The organism is Afipia sp. GW822-FHT03D08, assembly GCF_058801645.1.
Map to the genome: position 1 here is coordinate 2,842,298 of NZ_JBXANK010000001.1, position 17,786 is coordinate 2,860,083.

Here is a 17,786-nt window from a genome sequence, read left to right on the forward strand (position 1 = left end):
GCGGCTGTCCGGAATGACAGCTTAACTAAAAAATTTCCGCGTGAGAACGCCGCCTGCCGATCCCGCCACTTGCCGAACCCATTTGCCGTATCTAACTGGGTCTGGTTTTCTTGGGGTTCTTTCGGAGGGTTGCCCATGCTCGACGCCGCGCTCAAGGCGTTGTCCCAGATCCTGTCGCCGCCGATGCGTTCCATCCTGTGGAAGTCGGTCGGTCTGGCGCTGGTGCTGATTGTCGTCGCTGCGGCGGCGCTGCAACGGCTGCTGAGCTGGCTCGCAGGATCGGGCGGACTATGGGCCGAGACCATGGTCGGCTCCGATTATCATACCCTCATCAGTATTCTCACATGGATTGTCTCGATCGCCACCGGCCTCGGCGTTGTGGTCGGCGCTGTGTTCCTGATGCCCGCGATCACCTCGCTGGTCGCCAGCGTGTTCGTCGACGACGTCGCCGACATTGTCGAGCGCGAACACTATCCGGCGGAAAAGCCGGGCAAGGCGCTGCCGATCGGCCTCGCCATCACAGAAGGCTCGAAGACCGCGCTGCTGACCGTGCTGGTCTACCTGATCGCGCTGCCGTTCGTGCTGCTCGCGGGTGCCGGCTTCATTGTGTTCTTCATTGCCACAGCGTGGCTGCTCGGCCGCGAGTATTTCGAACTCGCCGCGATGCGCTTCCGCACACCGGAGGAAGCCAAGCTGCTGCGCAAGCAGAACGGCGCGACCGTCTTCACGGCCGGACTGTTCATTGCCGCCTTCGTCTCGATCCCGATCGTGAATCTGGCGACGCCGCTGTTCGGCATGGCCTTCATGGTCCACATGCACAAGCGGCTGTCCGGCCCCCGGCCCGAGCTGCTCGAACCGGTGCGGCCAACGCGCGTGCCGAGCGTGTGAACCCCCTTCTCCCTCGCCCCGTTCTTACGGGGAGAGGGTCGGGGTGAGGGGCTGATCCGATGAGATGCCCCTCACCCGGACCGTTTCACGGTCCGACCTCTCCCCGCGTGCGGGGAGAGGTGAAAAAGATCAAACAGTCTTCTCCGGCCATCGGCACAGATCGTTGATGATGCACACCTCGCAGCGCGGCTTGCGTGCGACGCAGGTGTAGCGGCCGTGCAGGATCAGCCAGTGATGGGCGTGGCGTGCGAACTGCGGCGGCACGATCTCGAGCAATCCCAACTCAACTTCGAGCGGCGTCTTGCCGGGCGCCAATCCCGTGCGGTTGCCGACGCGAAACAGATGGGTGTCGACGGCGATGGTCGGCTCGCCGAACGCGATGTTGAGCACGACGTTGGCGGTCTTGCGTCCGACCCCCGGCAGCGCTTCCAGCGCGGCGCGATCGCGCGGCACCTGACTGCCGTGCAGCGCGATCAACTGTTCCGAGAGGGCAATGACATTCTTCGCCTTGGTGCGATAGAGGCCGATGGTCTTGATGTAGTCGCGCAGCCTCTCCTCGCCGAGCACCACCATTTTCTCCGGCGTGGCGGCCACCGGGAACAGATGCCGCGTCGCCTTGTTGACGCCAACGTCGGTCGCCTGCGCCGACAGCGCCACCGCCACCAGCAGCGTATAAGGATTGAGGTGTTCGAGCTCGCCCTTTGGTTCGGGGTTGGCGTTGCGGAAGCGGGTAAAGGCTTCGACCACCTCGGCCTCGGTCCAGGGCTTAAAATTTGTTGGCTTAAACTTTGTTGGCTTAAGCTTGCCTGGCTTGAGTTTCGGCTTGGTAGCCTTTGACACCCGTCCGGCCGGACCTGCCTTGGATTTTGAACGGGACGTGATCGCCTTTTTTGCCATGTTCCCGGTATAGTGAGGCGCCATGGATGAGCGCAACGATTTTGATCCTGAGCAGATCGCGGACGCACCGCTATTCAGCGCGCGGCTGACACCCCATCGTTCGCTCAGCCGCCACGGCTTTCTGGTGCTGATGGGATTTGTCATCGCCGTCAGTTTCGCGGCCGGCATCATGTTCCTGATGATGGGCGCGTGGCCGGTGTTCGCCTTCTTCGGGCTCGACGCGCTGATCATCTATTGGGCGTTCAAGCTGAACTTCCGCCGCGCCGACGCCATCGAAGACATTGTCGTCACGCCGTATGAAATCCGCGTCCGGCGCATCAGCCATCGCGGGCATGTTGTCGAATGGACGCTCAATCCGCTGTGGGTCCAGCTCGAGCAGAAATCGCACGCCGAATTCGGCATCGAGAAGCTCTACCTCGTCTCGCGCGGACGGCGGCTCTCGATCGGAAGCTTTCTCGGCCCGGATGAAAAAGCCAGCTTCGCCAAAGCTTTAACGACGGCGCTCCAGGCCGCCAAACGCGGGCCCACGCTCAATCCGGTCACCTGATCGCTCGCCCGAACCGCCGGCAGGAATCGGGTGGTTTCACCACCACGAACAGCCTAGATCCGCATCATGATGGACACCGCATAACGGATGCCGCCATGATGAACACCGCAATGAAATCCATGCTCACCGATCTTAAACTCGCAAAGCCGTCCAAGCAGGGCGCGGCACTGCGCGACTACGATTCGGTGCGCCGCGCCATCGGATTCATCTCCGAGCAGTGGCGCACCCAGCCGACCATCGAGGCGATGGCCGACGCCGCGCATCTGACACCCGATGAACTGCATCATCTGTTCCGGCGCTGGGCGGGACTGACGCCGAAGGACTTCATGCAGGCGCTGACGCTCGACCACGCCAAGCGGCTGCTGCGCGATTCCGCCAGTGTGCTCGATGCCGCGTATGACTCCGGTCTGTCCGGTCCGGGACGGCTGCATGATCTGTTCGTGACCCACGAAGCGATGTCGCCGGGCGAGTGGAAAAAGGGCGGCGAAGGCATGACGCTGCGCTACGGCTTCCATCCCTCGCCGTTCGGCATGGCGGTGATTATCGCCAGCGAGCGCGGGCTTGCAGGTCTGGCGTTCGCCGACGAAGGCGAGGAAATGCCGGCGCTGGCCGATATGCAGCGGCGCTGGCCGCTGGCGACCTACATCGAATCGTTCGCCGAGACCGCGCCTTTGGCGAAACGGATTTTCGATTCCTCGCAATGGCGCGAAGACCAGCCGCTGCGCGTGGTGCTGATCGGTACCGACTTCGAGGTCCGGGTCTGGGAGACGCTGCTGAAGATTCCGATGGGCCGCGCCACCACCTATTCGGATGTCGCGTGCAAGATTTCCTCACCGAAGGCGTCGCGCGCGGTCGGCGCAGCCGTCGGCCGGAATCCGATCTCGTTCGTGGTGCCGTGCCACCGGGTGATCGGCAAGAGCGGCGCGCTCACCGGCTATCACTGGGGCATCACGCGCAAGCGCGCGATGCTCGGCTGGGAAAGCGGACAGGCGGCGGGCCTGTAATTATTCCCCCTCCCTTGGTGGGAAAAGGGTTCTTGTCCCGGACGCGGTGCAGCGCCCTTGCGCTGCTCCGCAGAGCCGGGACCGTAACAGACTCAGCACTTGCAACGGTCCCGGTTCAGCAGCGCATCACAAGAGTGCTGCGCTGCGCCCGGGACACACATTCAGCAATGACGACGGCCTTACCCCGCCAGATCCTTCACCGACGCCACGGTCGAATCCGGGTTGAGGCGATAGACGACCGGCGCGCCGGTGCCGAGCTCGCGCTTGAGAATCTGGTCCGGCGTCAGCTTTTCCAGCACCATGATCAGCGCCCGCAGCGAGTTGCCGTGCGCCGCGACCAGCGTACGCTGGCCGCGCAGCACGCAGGGCAGAATCTCCTGCACATAGTAAGGCAGCGTGCGCGCCAGCGTGTCCTTCAGGCTCTCGCCGCCCGGAGGCGGCACGTCGTAAGACCGCCGCCAGATCAGCACCTGCTCCTCGCCCCACTTGGCGCGGGCGTCGTCCTTGTTGAGACCCGACAGGTCGCCGTAGTCGCGTTCGTTCAGCGCAAGATTGCGCGTGATCGGAATCCCGGTCTGGCCCATTTCCTTCAGCGCAAGATCGAGCGTGGTCTGCGCGCGCGTCAGCACCGAGGTGAAGGCGACATCGAAGGTCAGTCCCTGCTCTTTCAGCTTGCGGCCGGCGCCGATGGCTTCCTTGACGCCAAGCTCGGTGAGACCTGGATCTTTCCAGCCGGTGAAAAGATTCTTCAGGTTCCATTCGCTCTGGCCATGACGCACAAGCACGAGAAGACGTTCGCTCATTCTTTCGATTCCGATTTCGCTGATGAATTCAAGATGTGCCGATGCCGAGCACATCGGCCATGGTGTAGAAGCCGGGCTTCTTGCCCTGCGCCCACATCGCCGCCTTCAGCGCGCCGCGTGCGAAGATCATGCGATCCTCCGACTTGTGCGCAAGTTCGATGCGTTCGTAAGGCCCGGCGAAAATCACCGTGTGATCACCCGTGGCGGTGCCGCCGCGCAGGGTCGCAAATCCGATGTCGCCCGGAATACGCGCGCCGGTATGACCATCACGCGCGCGCACCGACCGCTGATCGAGATTGACGCCGCGGCCATCGGCGGCCGCCTGACCGAGCAGATAGGCGGTGCCCGACGGGGCATCGATCTTCTGCCTGTGGTGCATTTCAAGAATCTCGATGTCGAAATCCTCGTCGAGCGACTTCGCCACCTGCTTGACCAGCGCCGCCAGCAGATTGACCCCGAGGCTCATATTGCCGGACTGAACGACGATCGCCTGCGAGGTCACGCTCTTGATGACTGCGTTGTCCGACGCCGACAGGCCGGTGGTGCCGATGACATGGACAATGCCGCGCTGGGCCGCGATGGCGACATTGGCGATGGTCGCGGCCGGCACGGTGAAATCGAGGATTCCGTCGGCGTTCTTCGACAGGGTCCAGAGGTCGCCGGACAATTCGATCCCGTTGGGGGCAAGCCCCGCCAGTACGCCGGAATCCTGACCGAGCAGTTCGGAGCCCGGCGCCTCCAGTGCCCCGGCCAGCGTAGCTCCCGGGGTTTCGGCAATGGCGCGGATCAGGGCCCGCCCCATCCGGCCACCGGCTCCAGCAACGATCAGGCGCATATCGGCCATTTCCAGCCCTCAAAACCCGTTTCAAAACTTGCTTTTGGCGGTATAGCGGCGCCAAGCCACGGCGGCAACCGCACTCCGGCCCGCGCGACTAGGTGGTTTGTAGCCAGCACCGCGCGACGGCCTGCAGAGGTCATGCAAAGGTCACGCGCGCGGCCTATTCCAGAGACCACCCGAAGGACGATCACCATGCGCTTCCTGCCCGCCCTCTCCGCGCTGACGCTCATGATCGGCGCCGCGTTGATGCCCGCGGCCGCCGCCGAGCACATCGGCGGCGACAACGCGTTCTCGTTCGTGGCGCTCGGCGACATGCCCTACAACCTGCCGGAGGACTATACGAAGTTTGACCGGCTGATCGCCGCGGTCAACGCGCTGAAGCCGGCCTTCACCTTGCATATGGGCGACATCAAATCCGGCGGGATTCCGTGCAGCGACGAGGTCCTGAAAAAATCCTACGACCAGATCCAGACCTTCGAGGGCGCGCTGGTTTACACCATCGGCGACAACGAGTGGCTCGACTGCCATCGCAAGGCTGCTGGCGGCTACAATCCGCGCGAGCGTCTGGCGAAACTGCGCGAGATGTTTTTCGCAACGCCCGGAAAATCGCTCGGCAAGACGCCGCTCGATGTGGAAAGCCAGGCGTTGCTGATGCCGGAATTCTCAACCTATGTGGAGAACACCCGGTTCGCCAAAAACGGCGTGATGTTTTTCACCGCGCATGTGCCCGGCTCGAACAACGGCTTCGAGGCGCAGGACCCCGATGCGGCGCCGGAGTTCTTCGCCCGCGACAAGGCCAATGTCGCCTGGATCAATGCGAGCTTCGCCAAGGCAAGCGCCGATAACGCCAAGGCCGTTGTGATCTTCGTGCAGGCGGAGTTCGACGAGTCGCGCTTTCCCAATGGCGCGATGCCGCGCCAGTCCGGCTTTATCAATACGCTCGACGCCATCGAGGCCGGCGCGAAAAGCTTCGGCAAGCCGGTGCTGCTGATTCACGGCGACGAACATTATTTTTCAATCGCGCCGCTGCGCAACAGCAAGGGCAAGCCGATCCCCGGCGTCAACAAGCTGATGGTTTACGGCGACACCCTGGTCCACGCCGTGCGCGTGGTGGTCGATCCCGACAGCAGCAACGTGTTCGGATTCATTCCGCTGATCGTCCCTGAAAACGGGATGGGGAAGTAGCAGCAGTCAACGGTCATCGCGACTCTCGCCGTCATCCTGAGGTGCCGTAGCGAAGCGGAGGCCTCGAACGGAGACGGCGCATTACCTTGTCATCCTTCGAGGCTCGCAAGTGCGAGTACCTCAGGATGACGGTTCGGTTTTTATCTCGTGGAGCTTACGGCTGTTCGCCGTCGTAGCCTTCGATAATCACGATCTCGCCCTCGGAATGCGGGGCGCGCGCTTTCACGAGAGCGGCGTATTCCGGCGAGTGATAGCAGGCGAGCGCGGTCGCATAATCCTTGAATTCGAGCACAACATTGCGCGACCGTGCCGGACCTTCATGGGCTTCATGGGTGCCGCCGCGCACCAGAAACTTTGCGCCGTATTTCTTGAACACCGCGCCATTGTGCGCGACATAATCGCGCCGATAGGCATCGAGATCATGTACATCGATCCGCGCAATCCAGTAACCCTTGGCCATTGCTGTCTCCTTTTTATTAGCCGCCCGCCTGCGCGATTTCGGAAACGATCGCTTCCGCCGCCGCCTTCGGATCGGCGGCTTCCACCACCGGCCGGCCCACCACAAGATAATCCGCACCGGCAGCGATCGCGCGGGCAGGGGTCATGATACGTTTCTGATCGCCCACCGCGCTGCCTGCGGGGCGAATGCCCGGCGTCACCAGCGCCATCTGCGGACCGACAATGCCGCGCACGGTGGCAGCCTCTTCGCCTGAACACACAAGGCCATCGACGCCGAGAGTCTGTGCCTGCAGCGCGCGCGCTTCCACCAGATCCGATACACCGAGCCGATAGCCCGCCGCGTGCAGATCGTCCTCGTCGTAAGAGGTCAGCACCGTAACCGCGAGAATCTTCAGCGACGATCCGCGCGCCTCGACCGCCGCCTGCATGGTCTGCGGATAGGCATGCACCGTGGCGAAGGTCGCCCCTAACTTGGCAATGCTCTCGATGCCCTTGGCTACCGTGTTGCCGATGTCGTGCAGTTTCAGATCGACGAAAACCTTCTTGCCACGCTCCGCGAGTTTCGGCACCAGCGCCAGCCCGCCGGCGTAACCAAGCTGGTAGCCGACCTTGTAGAAGGTCACGCTATCGCCAAGTCGCGCGATCAGCGCTTCCGCCGCCTCGACGCTGGAGAGATCGAGCGCAACAATCAGCCGGTCGCGGGTGTCAACATGTGCTGGCTTCATGCGGTCTCACATCATCTGCTGGGCGGTATCGATCAACTGGCGCAGGGTTCCGCGCAGCAATTCGGCGTCGGCCGGATCCTTCAGGCGGTCCATGTCGTCGAAGGCCTGATCGGCAAACGACAGTCCCATCTGCTTCGGGACCACCGTCGCGCCGCAGCCCAGCGCCAGAATCTGGCGCAGCGCCATCAGCACACGAAGCCCGCCGAATTTTCCGTCGGACGCCGCACTGATCGCAAAAGCGCGCTCGCGAAACACCTGACCGAACGTCTCGTTACGGTCGCGCACCCGCGTCACCCAGTCGATGGCATTCTTCAAAAGCGGCGGCACCGACGAATTATATTCCGGGCTGACGATAAGGACGCCGTGATGTGCGCCAATCATGCGCTTGAGATCGACGGCGTTGGCGGGCACGCCGGATTTCGCTTCAAGGTCGCCGTCATAGATCGGCAGCGGATAGTCAGCGAGCGAGATCAGCGTGACATCGACATCGAGCAGCGCCAGTTCCTTGACCGCCACGGCGGCAAGCCGGGCGTTGAACGAGCCGGTGCGCAGCGAGCCTGGAATGACGAGGATTTTCAGTGCGGCCATGGCGTCAGACCTAGAGCGTTTTCTGACGAAGGGAAAGCCGGTTCAGCGTCTACTTTCACCTCTCCCGTGGGGAGAGGTCGACGCGCGAAGCGCGGCGGGTGAGGGCGTAGAATCCATCGATAGATTGAGAGCCCCTCACCCCAACCCTCTCCCCACAGGGGAGAGGGAGCACATCGTGCTCGTCGGGATATCATCCCTTGCGGTAGACCCAGACCCGCGCGGGAGGCAGGTTCATCCAGACCCGCTCGGAAGCCTGGGTGTGAATTCCCGGCAGCGATTTCGGGATCGGCGGAGCCACCGAGTAGGTGAACTGAATGAAGGGCGCGCCCGGCTCCATCTTCTGGAAGGCATCGCGCATCAGCTTGAGGCGGACCAGCATCGGCTTGGTGACCAGTGGCAGGCCCGAAGCCATCGCGGCCGCAGGCTCTTTCCAGTCCGCCAACGTCTGGTCGAGGTTGTAGGCATCGCCCTGAATGACCGTCGCCTGCGGATAGCGTTCACGCAGCAGCGCGCAGAAACCCGGATCGAACTCAACCAGCACGAGGCGTTTCTCAGCCACGCCATGCGCGATCAGCGCGTCGGTGATCGCACCGGTGCCGGGGCCGAGCTCAATGACGGGACCGGTGGAATGCGGATCGACGTAACGCGCCATCGTGCGCGCCAGCGCCTTGCTGGAAGGCATCACCGCACCCATGTGCAGCGGCTTTTCAATCCATGAGCGGAGAAAACGGACTTCGTCATCGAGACGAAGCGGCTTTTTCAACGCGCGCGCAGTGGATTGGGGAGCCATGATACTTCCAACGGAGCCCCAGGGCGGGGCGAGGCGTCAAATTTCCTTCACAATGGGGTATCGACGCAAGCAAAAAGAAGCGGGCGCGTCGCGCGGGGCCCTATGGCGAATTAGCGCGGGTTCCGAAGAAGTCCTTGACCATCTTAAAGAAACCAGCCGCTTCCGGCTGCGTGTCGCCTGACGACAGCTTTTCGAACTCCGCCAGCAGTTCTTTCTGCTTTTTAGTCAGATTTTGCGGCGTTTCGACCACGACCTGAACGTACAGGTCGCCCGTCTGCCGGGAACGCAGCACAGGCATGCCTTTGCCGGCGACGCGGAAGCGGCGGCCGGACTGGGTGCCTGACGGCACCTTCACCTTGGTCTTGCCCTTGTCGATGGTCGGCACGTCGAACTCGCCGCCCATCGCGGCGGTCACCATCGACACCGGAACGCGGCAATGCAGATCGGCGCCGTCGCGCTGGAAGAACTTGTGCGCCGCCAGCGACAGGAAGATGTAGAGATCGCCCGCAGGACCGCCCTGCACGCCCGCCTCGCCTTCGCCAGCGAGACGGATACGGGTGCCGTCCTCGACTCCCTGCGGGATGTTGACCGACAGCGTGCGCTCCTTCTGAACGCGGCCCTGTCCCGAACAGGACGCGCACGGCGTCTCGATCATCTGACCGCGGCCCTGACAGCCCGGACAGGTGCGCTCCAGCGTGAAGAAGCCTTGCGCCTGGCGAACGCGGCCGGCGCCGCCGCACATCGAACAGGTCTTCGGCTTGGTGCCGGCCTTGGCGCCGGTGCCGGAGCATGTCTCGCAGGTCACCGCGACGGGAATGTTGATCTGCGCGGTCTTGCCGGAGAATGCCTCCTCCAGCGTAATTTCCATGTTGTAGCGCAGGTCCGCCCCGCGCTCGCGGCCGCCACGGCCGCCGCGCTGTCCGGCCATGCCGAACAGGTCTTCGAAAATATCGGAGAAAGAAGACGCAAAGCCCGCGCCGAAGCCGTGCGCATGGCCGTTGCCATTGCCCTGCTCGAACGCGGCATGGCCATAGCGATCATAGGCGGCACGCTTGTTGCCGTCCTTGAGGATCTCGTAGGCCTCGGAGATTTCCTTGAACTTGTGCTCGCAGGACGGGTCGCCCGGATTCTTGTCCGGGTGCCATTTCATCGCGAGCTTGCGGAAGGCCGACTTCAGGCCGGCTTCGTCGACAGAACGTTCGACTTCCAGTGTCTCATAATAGCAGGCCTTAGACATGGCTGATCTGTGTCATGCGAGTCTGGATGTGTGAGTGGTTCGGTTCACCACGAAAGGCCTCCCCTTGAAGGGGAGGCCGGTCGTGTACAGTTACGCGGACTTCTTGTTGGTCTTATCGTCATCGACTTCGGTAAACTCGGCGTCAACGACATCGTCCTTCGCAGCATCCTTGGCGGCGTCCGCCTCGGCCTGCTGCGTGTACATTGCCTCGCCGAGCTTCATCGAAGCCTGAGCGAGGGTATTGGTCTTCGTCTTGATGGCTTCTGCATCGTCGCCCTTCAGGGCTTCCTTCAGATCCGCCAGCGCGTCTTCGATGGCCTTGCGCTCGGGCTCGCCGACCTTCGTACCATGCTCGGCCAGCGCCTTCTCGGTGGAATGCACCAGCGCGTCGGCATGGTTCTTGGCGTCGACCGCCTCGCGGCGCTTCTTGTCCTCGGCCGCATTGGCCTCGGCGTCCTTGACCATCTTTTCGATGTCGCTTTCCGACAGTCCACCGGACGCCTGAATGCGAATCTGCTGTTCCTTGTTGGTCGCCTTGTCCTTCGCCGACACATTGACGATGCCGTTGGCGTCGATGTCGAACGTGACCTCGATCTGCGGCATGCCGCGCGGCGCCGGAGGAATGCCCATCAGGTCGAACTGACCGAGCATCTTGTTGTCGGCAGCCATCTCGCGTTCACCCTGGAACACGCGAATGGTGACCGCTCCCTGGTTGTCCTCGGCGGTCGAGAACACCTGGCTCTTCTTGGTCGGGATCGTGGTGTTGCGCTCGATGATACGCGTGAACACACCACCCAGCGTTTCGATGCCGAGCGAGAGCGGCGTGACGTCGAGCAGCAGCACGTCCTTGACGTCGCCCTGAAGCACGCCCGCCTGAATCGCGGCGCCGATGGCAACGACTTCATCCGGGTTGACGCCCTTGTGCGGCTCCTTGCCGAACAACTGCTTCACGACTTCCTGCACCTTCGGCATGCGCGTCATGCCGCCGACCAGAACGACTTCGTTGATCTCGGCTGCCGAAAGACCGGCATCCTTCAGCGCCTTGCGGCACGGCTCGATGGTCTTCTGGATCAGATCGTCCACCAGCGCTTCGAACTTCGCGCGGGTGAGCTTCATGGTCAGATGCTTCGGACCGGAAGCGTCCGCCGTGATGAACGGCAGGTTGATTTCGGTCTGTGTCGTCGACGACAGTTCGATCTTGGCCTTTTCAGCGGCTTCCTTCAGGCGCTGCAACGCGAGCTTGTCGTTGCGCAGGTTGATGCCCTGCTCCTTCTGGAATTCGTCCGCCAGATAGCCGACGAGGCGCATGTCGAAGTCTTCACCGCCGAGGAACGTGTCGCCGTTGGTGGACTTCACTTCGAACACGCCATCGCCGATCTCGAGGATCGACACGTCGAAGGTGCCGCCGCCGAGGTCGTAAACCGCAATGGTGCCGTTCTTCGTCTTGTCGAGACCGTAGGCGAGCGCTGCCGCCGTCGGCTCGTTGATGATGCGCAGCACTTCAAGGCCGGCGATCTTGCCGGCGTCCTTGGTGGCCTGACGCTGGGCGTCGTTGAAATAGGCCGGAACGGTGATGACCGCCTGATCGACCTTCTGGCCGAGATGAGCTTCCGCGGTCTCTTTCATCTTCTGAAGAATGAAAGCGGAGACCTGCGAGGGCGAGTAGGTCTGGCCGTCGGCCTCGACCCAGGCGTCGCCGTTGGAAGCCTTTACGATCTTGTAGGGGACAAGCTTCTTGTCCTTTTCGACCGTCGGATCGTCGTAGCGGCGGCCGATGAGGCGCTTGACTGCGAAGATGGTGTTTTCCGGATTGGTAACAGCCTGGCGCTTGGCGGGCTGGCCGACGAGGCGTTCGCCGTCGTCAGTGAAGGCAACGATGGACGGTGTCGTCCGCATGCCCTCGGCATTCTCGATAACTTTCGGCGATTTGCCGTCCATCACGGCAACGCACGAATTCGTGGTGCCGAGATCGATCCCAATGACCTTTCCCATGGTCCTCTAGTCCTTCTTTTTGCGGCAGGTTGGCTGGGCCCTGACGGCGCACCAATCCAAACCCCCAATATCAAATGTTCGCGACGTCGCGACGCTCCGCCTCATATAGGAGGGGGGCATGGGGCCGCAAGGACCGGCCCTTGTAAACAGCCGGGAAAATGAATTTTTGCGCCCGCCACAGACCCGCCCTCCGGGCACGGGAAGCAACGGCGAATGCGTCAATTTGCAACGATTCGGGCCTTGATCTGTTGGCCCGGCGCGGAAACAGTCAGGGCCTCGAAAACGAGACCACCCCGCCGTTCCCAACCATCGAACGGCCTCAATACGACATCAGTCAGGCTTCATGAAAACAATCGTCCGCCTTCTCGCCGTTGTCTTTATCGCTGTCGCATCTCCGGCCCTGGCCGCCGATCCGGTGTTCCCATCGGGGGCACGCGTCGGGCTGGTGCCCGCCGAAGGGCTCACCGTGGCCAAGGATTTTCTGGGGTTCGAATCCGCGGATCAGAAGGTCAAGGTCGGCGTCGCCGAGATACCTCCCGCAGCGTTCGCCGCAGTCGAATCCGCTGTGAAGGAGGGCAAGCCCACAACCACAGGATCGAAGCCGGAGGCTTTCGAAACCGCGGCCGGCAAGGCGTTCATCACGTCCGATACCGGCAAGGATGGCGCGACCACGATCAAGATGTACTCGGTCATCATCTCCGGGGAGAAATTCACCGGCTACATCATCGCGCAGGCCCGCGAGGATGCCGCCAAGCCTCTCTCAGATGAGGCCATGCGCAAGATGTTCGCCTCTGCGACGCTGCGCAACGAAGTGCCGACCGAGGAACAGCTCAGCCTGATGCCGTTCAAGATCGGCGAGCTCAGCGATTTCAAAACCGTTCGAACCCTGGCGCCGCGCTCCTCGATCCTGCTGACCGACGGCACCGAGGACACCACCCTCGATGGTGCGCCCTACATGGTGATCGGCCTGACGGCGTCTGGTCCGTCCTCGCCGGAAGATCGCGGGCGCTTTGCCCAACAGGCCGCAGCCGCGATTCCCGGCATTCGCAATGCGCGCATCATCTCGAACGAGCCGATGCGGATCGAAGGCACACCCGGATTCGAAACACGGATCGAAGCCGTGGCAGGCAAGAACGACACGCCGGTGACCGTGGTGCAGTGGCTGAGATTCGGCGGCGGATCATCGCTGCGGATTATCGCAAGCGCGACCCGTGAGGAATGGCCGAAAGCGTTCCCGCGATTCCGCGCAGTCCGGGACGGCATCGATCCGCGTTAGCAGACGCTAGTTCTTCGCGCCGCCCTTGGAGACAGCGACCAGCGCCGGACGCAGCACGCGTTCGCCGATGGTGTACCCGCCCTGCACGACCTGCACGACAGTGCCCGCCGGCACCGAGGAATCCGGCACCTCATACATCGCCTGATGGAAGTTCGGATTGAACTTCTCACCGAGCGGTTCAAGCTTCTGCACGCCGTTTTTCTCGAGCGCCTTGTGCAGCGACTTCTCGGTCAGCTCGACGCCCTCGATCAGCGCCTTGAGGCCGGGATCGGCGGCTTCGCGGGCTTCCATCGGCACGGCATCCAGCGCCCGCTGCAGATTGTCGGCGATGTCGAGCACGTCGCGCGCGAAAGCCGTGATGCCATAGGTCCGCGCGTCGGCGACTTCACGCTGGGTCCGCTTGCGCAGATTTTCCATCTCCGCGAGCGTGCGCAGCATCCGGTCCTTGGCCTCGGCCACCTCCTTGGTGAGCGCTTCGACCGAACCCTCCTCGGGATCGTCGGGCATCACGTACGGCTTTGAGACCACGGGCTCCTTGTCGTTCGCCGGTTCCGGCGCCGACGCGTCCTGCGGTTCCTTTTGCCCATTGGAATTGGCCATTGCTTACCCTTTTCAGCAAATCGTCGTCGTCATGTGGGATTGTTAGCCCGCATATCGTGCTTTAGAGGCGGAAAATCAAGCGCAAACGCACTATTTGCCGATCAGCTGGCTGACGATCCGGGCGGCGTAATCGACTGTCGGGATGACCCGCGCATAGTTCAGCCGGGTCGGGCCGATGACGCCGAGCACGCCGACGATATGACCCGCGCCATCGCGATAGGGCGCGATGATGGTCGAGGAACCGGACAGTGAGAACAGCTTGTTCTCGGAGCCGATGAAAATGCGCACTCCGTCGGCGCGTTCCGCGCGGCCAAGCAGATCGATCACGCCTTTCTTGGCTTCAAGGTCGTCGAACAGCAGCCGCACCCGCTCGAGATCCTCCATCGCGTGAAGATCTTCCAGCAGATTGGCGTGACCGCGAACGATCAGTTGCCGCTCATCGCTGGCGCCGCCGGACCAGCTCGCGATACCCGCCGCGATCACCTTCTGCGTGAGTTGATCGAGTTCGCTGCGTCCCGCCGTCAGCGCGGCTTCGAGTTCGCTGCGCGCCTCCGCCAATGTGCGCCCGCGAATCCTGGCGTTGAGAAAATTCGAGGCTTCGGTCAGCGCCGACGACGGCACGCCCGGCTGCAGCGTCAGCACGCGATTTTCGACCTGGCCGTCTTCGGCCACCAGCACGACCAGCGCCTGCGTCGGTTCCAGCCGCACGAATTCGATATGCTTGAGCCGCACATTCGACTTCTGCGTAAGGACCACGGCGGCTGCGCGGGTCAGACCCGACAGCCGTGTCAGCGCTTCGCTCAGCGCGGCTTCGACTGACGTTGCTCCGCCGACGGATTTAAGCTGGCTTTCGATCGACTGCCGCTCCGGCTCGGTCAGATCCCCGACCTGCATCAGCGCATCGACGAAAAAGCGGAGGCCGAGTTCGGTCGGCAGCCGGCCCGCGGAGGTGTGCGGCGCGTAGATCAGTCCCAACTGCTCGAGATCCGACATCACGTTGCGCACCGAGGCCGGAGACAGCGGCATCGTGATAAGGCGCGAGATGTTGCGTGAACCCACCGGCTCGCCAGTGGCCAGATAGCTCTCGACGATCTGGCGGAAGATATCCCGCGACCGCTCGTTGAGCTGCGCCAGTCCGGCGTTCGGCGTGATCAGATGGCCTATCGGGTCATGGTGGGCCAAAATCGGGCTCCAAACTGGTTGTTCCTGTTACAATTGTCCATGCCGCGGGACGATGACAAGCCGCATTCTGCGAACATCCTTATCTTCCCTTGCCGCTGCGGTCCCAACCCCCTAAAAGCAGCGCCAAATCAGGATTTTCCGGAATATCAGGAGGTTTTTCATGCGGCCGAGCCGTCGCGCGCCCGACGAACTGCGCCCCGTCACGCTGGAACGCGGCGTGGTCAAATACGCCGAAGGTTCCTGCATGGTAAAATTCGGCGACACCCATGTGCTGGTCACCGCCACGCTGGAAGATCGCCTGCCGCCCTGGCTCAAGGGACAGGGCCGCGGATGGGTCACCGCCGAATACGGCATGCTGCCGCGTGCCACCCATGAGCGCATGCGCCGTGAATCCGCTGCCGGAAAGCAAAGCGGCCGCACCGTCGAGATCCAGCGCCTGATCGGCCGATCGCTGCGCACCACCGTCGACCTTGTTGCGCTGGGCGAACGCCAGATCACCGTGGACTGCGACGTCATTCAGGCTGACGGCGGCACACGCACCGCGTCGATTACCGGCGCATGGGTCGCGCTGGCGGATTGCCTGCAATGGATGAAGGCGCGCAACATGCTCAAGAACGACAACGTGCTGCGCGACAACGTCGCCGCGATTTCCTGCGGCATCTATAACGGCACGCCGGTGCTCGACCTTGATTACGCCGAAGACTCCGAGGCCGAGACCGACGCGAACTTCGTCATGACCGGCGACGGCCGCATCATCGAAGTCCAGGGCACCGCCGAAAAGACGCCGTTCTCGCAGGAGGAGTTCCTCAACCTGATGGCATTGGCCAAGAAGGGCATCGCCCGGCTGGTCGACCTGCAAAAAATGGCGGTGGCGTAATTTTCCCGCTTCCGCTCGCACCCGTCACGGATAACCATTGCGCATGAGTGATCATCGCCGAATCACCGGCCGCCTTGTGATCGCGACCCACAATCCCGGCAAGCTTGCCGAGATGCGCGAACTGCTTGCGCCCTACGGCGTGGAGGCGGTGTCGGCGGCAGAACTCGGTCTCGCCGAGCCGATTGAGACCGGCACGACGTTTCAGGCCAATGCCCGCATCAAGGCCGTGGCCGCGGCACAGGCAACGAAACTTCCGGCCTTCGCCGACGACTCGGGCCTCGCAGTGGATGCGCTCGATGGCCAGCCCGGAATCTATTCGGCGCGCTGGGCCGGAGAGGACAAAAATTTTCTCGCCGCGATGTCGCAGATCGAACGACTGTTGCAGGAGCGCGGCGCGAAGGAGCCCGCACAGCGCAAGGCGCATTTCGTCTCCGCGCTGTGTGTGGCATGGCCCGACGGACACCTCGAAGACGTGGAAGCGCGCGTCGACGGTACGCTGGTCTGGCCGCCGCGCGGCACCGCCGGCTTCGGCTACGATCCGGCGTTTCTGCCGGACGGCCACAGCCGCACCTTCGGCGAGATGACCAGCATCGAGAAGCACGGTCTGCCGCCGCACGGAATGGGACTTTCCCACCGCGCCAAGGCCTTTGTGAAACTCGCGGAGATGTGCCTCACATGAGCACCGGCGCGAAAGAGGCCTTCGGTGTCTACGTCCACTGGCCGTTCTGCCTGTCGAAGTGTCCCTACTGCGACTTCAACAGCCATGTGCGTCATGCGCCGATCGACGAGTTTCGTTTCGCGCGCGCCTTCGAGCGCGAGATCGAGACCACCGCTGCGCGCACGCCGGGCCGTGAGGTTACCTCGATCTTCCTCGGCGGCGGCACGCCGTCGCTGATGCAGCCGCAGACGGTCGGCGCGATCCTCAACGCCATCGCGCGGCACTGGCGCGTCGCCGGCGATGTCGAGGTGACGCTGGAAGCCAATCCGACCAGCGTCGAGGCCACGCGCTTTCGCGGCTACCGCGACGCCGGCGTCAATCGCGTCTCCCTCGGCGTGCAGGCGCTGGACGATGCCTCACTCAAAGCGCTGGGACGCCTGCACACCGCGCGCGAGGCGCTCGACGCGGTGGCCATCGCGCGCTCGGTATTCGACCGCTACTCGTTCGATCTGATTTACGCGCGGCCCGACCAGACGCCGCAGATGTGGGAAGACGAACTGAAGCTCGCGGTAGCGGAAGCCGCCGAGCATCTGTCGCTGTATCAGCTCACCATCGAGCCGGAGACGCCATTCTTCGGTCTGCATGCCGCCGGCAAGCTCAAGATTCCCGACGAGGCCGTGGCGCGCGCGCTCTATGACGTGACGCAGGATGTTTGCGCCAAACTTGGTCTGCCGTCCTACGAGATTTCAAATCACGCGCGGCCGGGCGCAGAGTGCAAGCACAACCTCGTCTACTGGCGCGGCCAGGAATATGCCGGCATCGGCCCGGGCGCGCATGGCCGTCTCGATATCGACGGAATCCGTCACGCCATCGCGACAGAGAAGCGTCCGGAAACGTGGCTGATGCGTGTCGAAGCGCAGGGCCACGGCGTCACCAGCGACGAACTTCTCAACAGCGAGGAGCGCGCCGACGAATATCTCCTGATGGGGCTGCGCCTGGCGGAAGGCATCGATCCGGTGCGCTATCGCGCGCTATCAGGCCGCGCGCTCGATCCGAGGCGTATCGAAATCCTGCGCGACGAAGGCGCGATCACCGTCGATCCCGACGGACGCGTGCGGGTGACGATGCAGGGATTTCCGGTGCTGGACGCCGTGGTCGCGGATCTCGCCGCGTAATCGCTTGGAAAAACACCCCACCCGACTGACCTTCGGTCAGCCACCCTCCCCATCGAGAGGAGGGA

At 63.1% G+C, this 17,786-nt stretch carries 19 protein-coding genes; 8 read left to right on the plus strand and 11 right to left on the minus strand.

All coding sequences use genetic code 11. From position 1 onward, the window contains the following. Positions 1-135: 135 nt before the first annotated feature. Complete coding sequence (locus AC1RM7_RS14050) at positions 136-888, plus strand: sulfate transporter family protein (RefSeq protein ID WP_024921074.1); 753 nt, start codon at positions 136-138, stop codon at positions 886-888. Positions 889-1,017: 129 nt separating this feature from the next. Here the strand turns inward: AC1RM7_RS14050 and nth are convergent, their stop codons facing one another. Continuing rightward, positions 1,018-1,785 carry an endonuclease III gene (gene nth, locus AC1RM7_RS14055; protein WP_492837587.1) on the minus strand — a complete coding sequence of 256 codons (768 nt, stop codon included), beginning with the start codon at positions 1,783-1,785 and terminating at the stop codon, positions 1,018-1,020. 22 nt (positions 1,786-1,807) lie between these two features. Here nth and AC1RM7_RS14060 point away from each other — a divergent pair, with 22 nt between their 5' ends. Both AC1RM7_RS14060 and AC1RM7_RS14065 read left to right on the plus strand, forming a co-directional pair. Continuing rightward, positions 1,808-2,332 carry a DUF2244 domain-containing protein gene (locus tag AC1RM7_RS14060; protein ID WP_024921072.1) on the plus strand — a complete coding sequence of 175 codons (525 nt, stop codon included), beginning with the start codon at positions 1,808-1,810 and terminating at the stop codon, positions 2,330-2,332. A gap of 95 nt (positions 2,333-2,427) precedes the next feature. Then, complete coding sequence (locus tag AC1RM7_RS14065) at positions 2,428-3,336, plus strand: methylated-DNA--[protein]-cysteine S-methyltransferase (protein ID WP_006023348.1); 909 nt, start codon at positions 2,428-2,430, stop codon at positions 3,334-3,336. A gap of 179 nt (positions 3,337-3,515) precedes the next feature. On the opposite strand, the gene AC1RM7_RS14070 is transcribed toward AC1RM7_RS14065, so the two are convergent. Then, entirely contained in the window at positions 3,516-4,139 is a 624-nt protein-coding gene (locus AC1RM7_RS14070) for a 2,3-bisphosphoglycerate-dependent phosphoglycerate mutase (protein WP_006023347.1), read from the minus strand. 28 nt (positions 4,140-4,167) lie between these two features. Further along, positions 4,168-4,983 (minus strand): 4-hydroxy-tetrahydrodipicolinate reductase, encoded by an 816-nt coding sequence (gene dapB, locus AC1RM7_RS14075; protein ID WP_006023346.1) that lies wholly within the window; start codon positions 4,981-4,983, stop codon positions 4,168-4,170. Positions 4,984-5,169: 186 nt separating this feature from the next. Here dapB and AC1RM7_RS14080 point away from each other — a divergent pair, with 186 nt between their 5' ends. Beyond that, entirely contained in the window at positions 5,170-6,162 is a 993-nt protein-coding gene (locus AC1RM7_RS14080) for a hypothetical protein (RefSeq protein ID WP_492837584.1), read from the plus strand. A 154-nt stretch (positions 6,163-6,316) separates the two neighbouring features. Here AC1RM7_RS14080 and AC1RM7_RS14085 read toward each other — a convergent pair whose 3' ends face one another. The 6 genes from AC1RM7_RS14085 to dnaK form a co-directional block, all read right to left on the minus strand. Further along, positions 6,317-6,622 carry a DUF1330 domain-containing protein gene (locus tag AC1RM7_RS14085; RefSeq protein ID WP_024921070.1) on the minus strand — a complete coding sequence of 102 codons (306 nt, stop codon included), beginning with the start codon at positions 6,620-6,622 and terminating at the stop codon, positions 6,317-6,319. A 16-nt stretch (positions 6,623-6,638) separates the two neighbouring features. Continuing rightward, a complete protein-coding gene (pyrF, locus tag AC1RM7_RS14090; protein ID WP_024921069.1) occupies positions 6,639-7,346 on the minus strand; it encodes an orotidine-5'-phosphate decarboxylase in 708 nt (235 codons plus the stop codon). A gap of 6 nt (positions 7,347-7,352) precedes the next feature. Beyond that, entirely contained in the window at positions 7,353-7,934 is a 582-nt protein-coding gene (locus AC1RM7_RS14095; protein WP_024921068.1) for an NADPH-dependent FMN reductase, read from the minus strand. A 190-nt stretch (positions 7,935-8,124) separates the two neighbouring features. Continuing rightward, positions 8,125-8,724, minus strand: a complete 600-nt coding sequence (locus tag AC1RM7_RS14100) for a class I SAM-dependent methyltransferase (protein ID WP_006023341.1) — start codon at positions 8,722-8,724, stop codon at positions 8,125-8,127. Positions 8,725-8,824: 100 nt separating this feature from the next. Beyond that, entirely contained in the window at positions 8,825-9,961 is a 1,137-nt protein-coding gene (gene dnaJ / locus AC1RM7_RS14105; RefSeq protein WP_024921067.1) for a molecular chaperone DnaJ, read from the minus strand. A gap of 90 nt (positions 9,962-10,051) precedes the next feature. Then, positions 10,052-11,953 (minus strand): molecular chaperone DnaK, encoded by a 1,902-nt coding sequence (gene dnaK / locus AC1RM7_RS14110; protein ID WP_024921066.1) that lies wholly within the window; start codon positions 11,951-11,953, stop codon positions 10,052-10,054. A gap of 343 nt (positions 11,954-12,296) precedes the next feature. Here dnaK and AC1RM7_RS14115 point away from each other — a divergent pair, with 343 nt between their 5' ends. After that, on the plus strand, positions 12,297-13,229 hold the full coding sequence (locus tag AC1RM7_RS14115) for a hypothetical protein (RefSeq protein WP_024921065.1): 933 nt from the start codon (positions 12,297-12,299) through the stop codon (positions 13,227-13,229). 6 nt (positions 13,230-13,235) lie between these two features. On the opposite strand, the gene grpE is transcribed toward AC1RM7_RS14115, so the two are convergent. After that, the gene (grpE, locus tag AC1RM7_RS14120) at positions 13,236-13,829 is read right to left on the minus strand and encodes a nucleotide exchange factor GrpE (protein WP_006023337.1); all 594 of its coding nucleotides are present in this window, start codon (positions 13,827-13,829) and stop codon (positions 13,236-13,238) included. 90 nt (positions 13,830-13,919) lie between these two features. Continuing rightward, a complete protein-coding gene (hrcA, locus tag AC1RM7_RS14125; RefSeq protein ID WP_006023336.1) occupies positions 13,920-15,011 on the minus strand; it encodes a heat-inducible transcriptional repressor HrcA in 1,092 nt (363 codons plus the stop codon). Positions 15,012-15,171: 160 nt separating this feature from the next. Here hrcA and rph point away from each other — a divergent pair, with 160 nt between their 5' ends. Genes rph through hemW form a run of 3 tightly spaced genes read left to right on the plus strand, consistent with a single transcriptional unit; the run spans position 15,172 to position 17,721 of the window. After that, on the plus strand, positions 15,172-15,888 hold the full coding sequence (gene rph / locus AC1RM7_RS14130) for a ribonuclease PH (protein WP_006023335.1): 717 nt from the start codon (positions 15,172-15,174) through the stop codon (positions 15,886-15,888). A 43-nt stretch (positions 15,889-15,931) separates the two neighbouring features. Continuing rightward, the gene (rdgB, locus tag AC1RM7_RS14135; RefSeq protein WP_024921064.1) at positions 15,932-16,567 is read left to right on the plus strand and encodes an RdgB/HAM1 family non-canonical purine NTP pyrophosphatase; all 636 of its coding nucleotides are present in this window, start codon (positions 15,932-15,934) and stop codon (positions 16,565-16,567) included. After that, positions 16,564-17,721, plus strand: coding sequence for a radical SAM family heme chaperone HemW (gene hemW / locus AC1RM7_RS14140; protein ID WP_024921063.1), 1,158 nt, complete (start codon positions 16,564-16,566; stop codon positions 17,719-17,721). The genes rdgB and hemW overlap by 4 nt, the downstream gene beginning before the upstream one ends. Positions 17,722-17,786: the final 65 nt, after the last annotated feature.

Bases quoted from the DNA above. Each gene is read 5' to 3' on its own strand.
- rph (WP_006023335.1), top strand. From the start codon at position 15,172: ATGCGGCCGAGCCGTCGCGCGCCCGACGAACTGCGCCCCGTCACGCTG.
- AC1RM7_RS14100 (WP_006023341.1), bottom strand. From the start codon at position 8,724: ATGGCTCCCCAATCCACTGCGCGCGCGTTGAAAAAGCCGCTTCGTCTC.
- AC1RM7_RS14065 (WP_006023348.1), top strand. From the start codon at position 2,428: ATGATGAACACCGCAATGAAATCCATGCTCACCGATCTTAAACTCGCA.
- rdgB (WP_024921064.1), top strand. From the start codon at position 15,932: ATGAGTGATCATCGCCGAATCACCGGCCGCCTTGTGATCGCGACCCAC.
- nth (WP_492837587.1), bottom strand. From the start codon at position 1,785: ATGGCAAAAAAGGCGATCACGTCCCGTTCAAAATCCAAGGCAGGTCCG.
- AC1RM7_RS14080 (WP_492837584.1), top strand. From the start codon at position 5,170: ATGCGCTTCCTGCCCGCCCTCTCCGCGCTGACGCTCATGATCGGCGCC.
- grpE (WP_006023337.1), bottom strand. From the start codon at position 13,829: ATGGCCAATTCCAATGGGCAAAAGGAACCGCAGGACGCGTCGGCGCCG.
- AC1RM7_RS14070 (WP_006023347.1), bottom strand. From the start codon at position 4,139: ATGAGCGAACGTCTTCTCGTGCTTGTGCGTCATGGCCAGAGCGAATGG.
- AC1RM7_RS14060 (WP_024921072.1), top strand. From the start codon at position 1,808: ATGGATGAGCGCAACGATTTTGATCCTGAGCAGATCGCGGACGCACCG.
- AC1RM7_RS14115 (WP_024921065.1), top strand. From the start codon at position 12,297: ATGAAAACAATCGTCCGCCTTCTCGCCGTTGTCTTTATCGCTGTCGCA.
- hemW (WP_024921063.1), top strand. From the start codon at position 16,564: ATGAGCACCGGCGCGAAAGAGGCCTTCGGTGTCTACGTCCACTGGCCG.
- AC1RM7_RS14085 (WP_024921070.1), bottom strand. From the start codon at position 6,622: ATGGCCAAGGGTTACTGGATTGCGCGGATCGATGTACATGATCTCGAT.
- dnaK (WP_024921066.1), bottom strand. From the start codon at position 11,953: ATGGGAAAGGTCATTGGGATCGATCTCGGCACCACGAATTCGTGCGTT.
- AC1RM7_RS14050 (WP_024921074.1), top strand. From the start codon at position 136: ATGCTCGACGCCGCGCTCAAGGCGTTGTCCCAGATCCTGTCGCCGCCG.
- dnaJ (WP_024921067.1), bottom strand. From the start codon at position 9,961: ATGTCTAAGGCCTGCTATTATGAGACACTGGAAGTCGAACGTTCTGTC.
- dapB (WP_006023346.1), bottom strand. From the start codon at position 4,983: ATGGCCGATATGCGCCTGATCGTTGCTGGAGCCGGTGGCCGGATGGGG.
- pyrF (WP_024921069.1), bottom strand. From the start codon at position 7,346: ATGAAGCCAGCACATGTTGACACCCGCGACCGGCTGATTGTTGCGCTC.
- AC1RM7_RS14095 (WP_024921068.1), bottom strand. From the start codon at position 7,934: ATGGCCGCACTGAAAATCCTCGTCATTCCAGGCTCGCTGCGCACCGGC.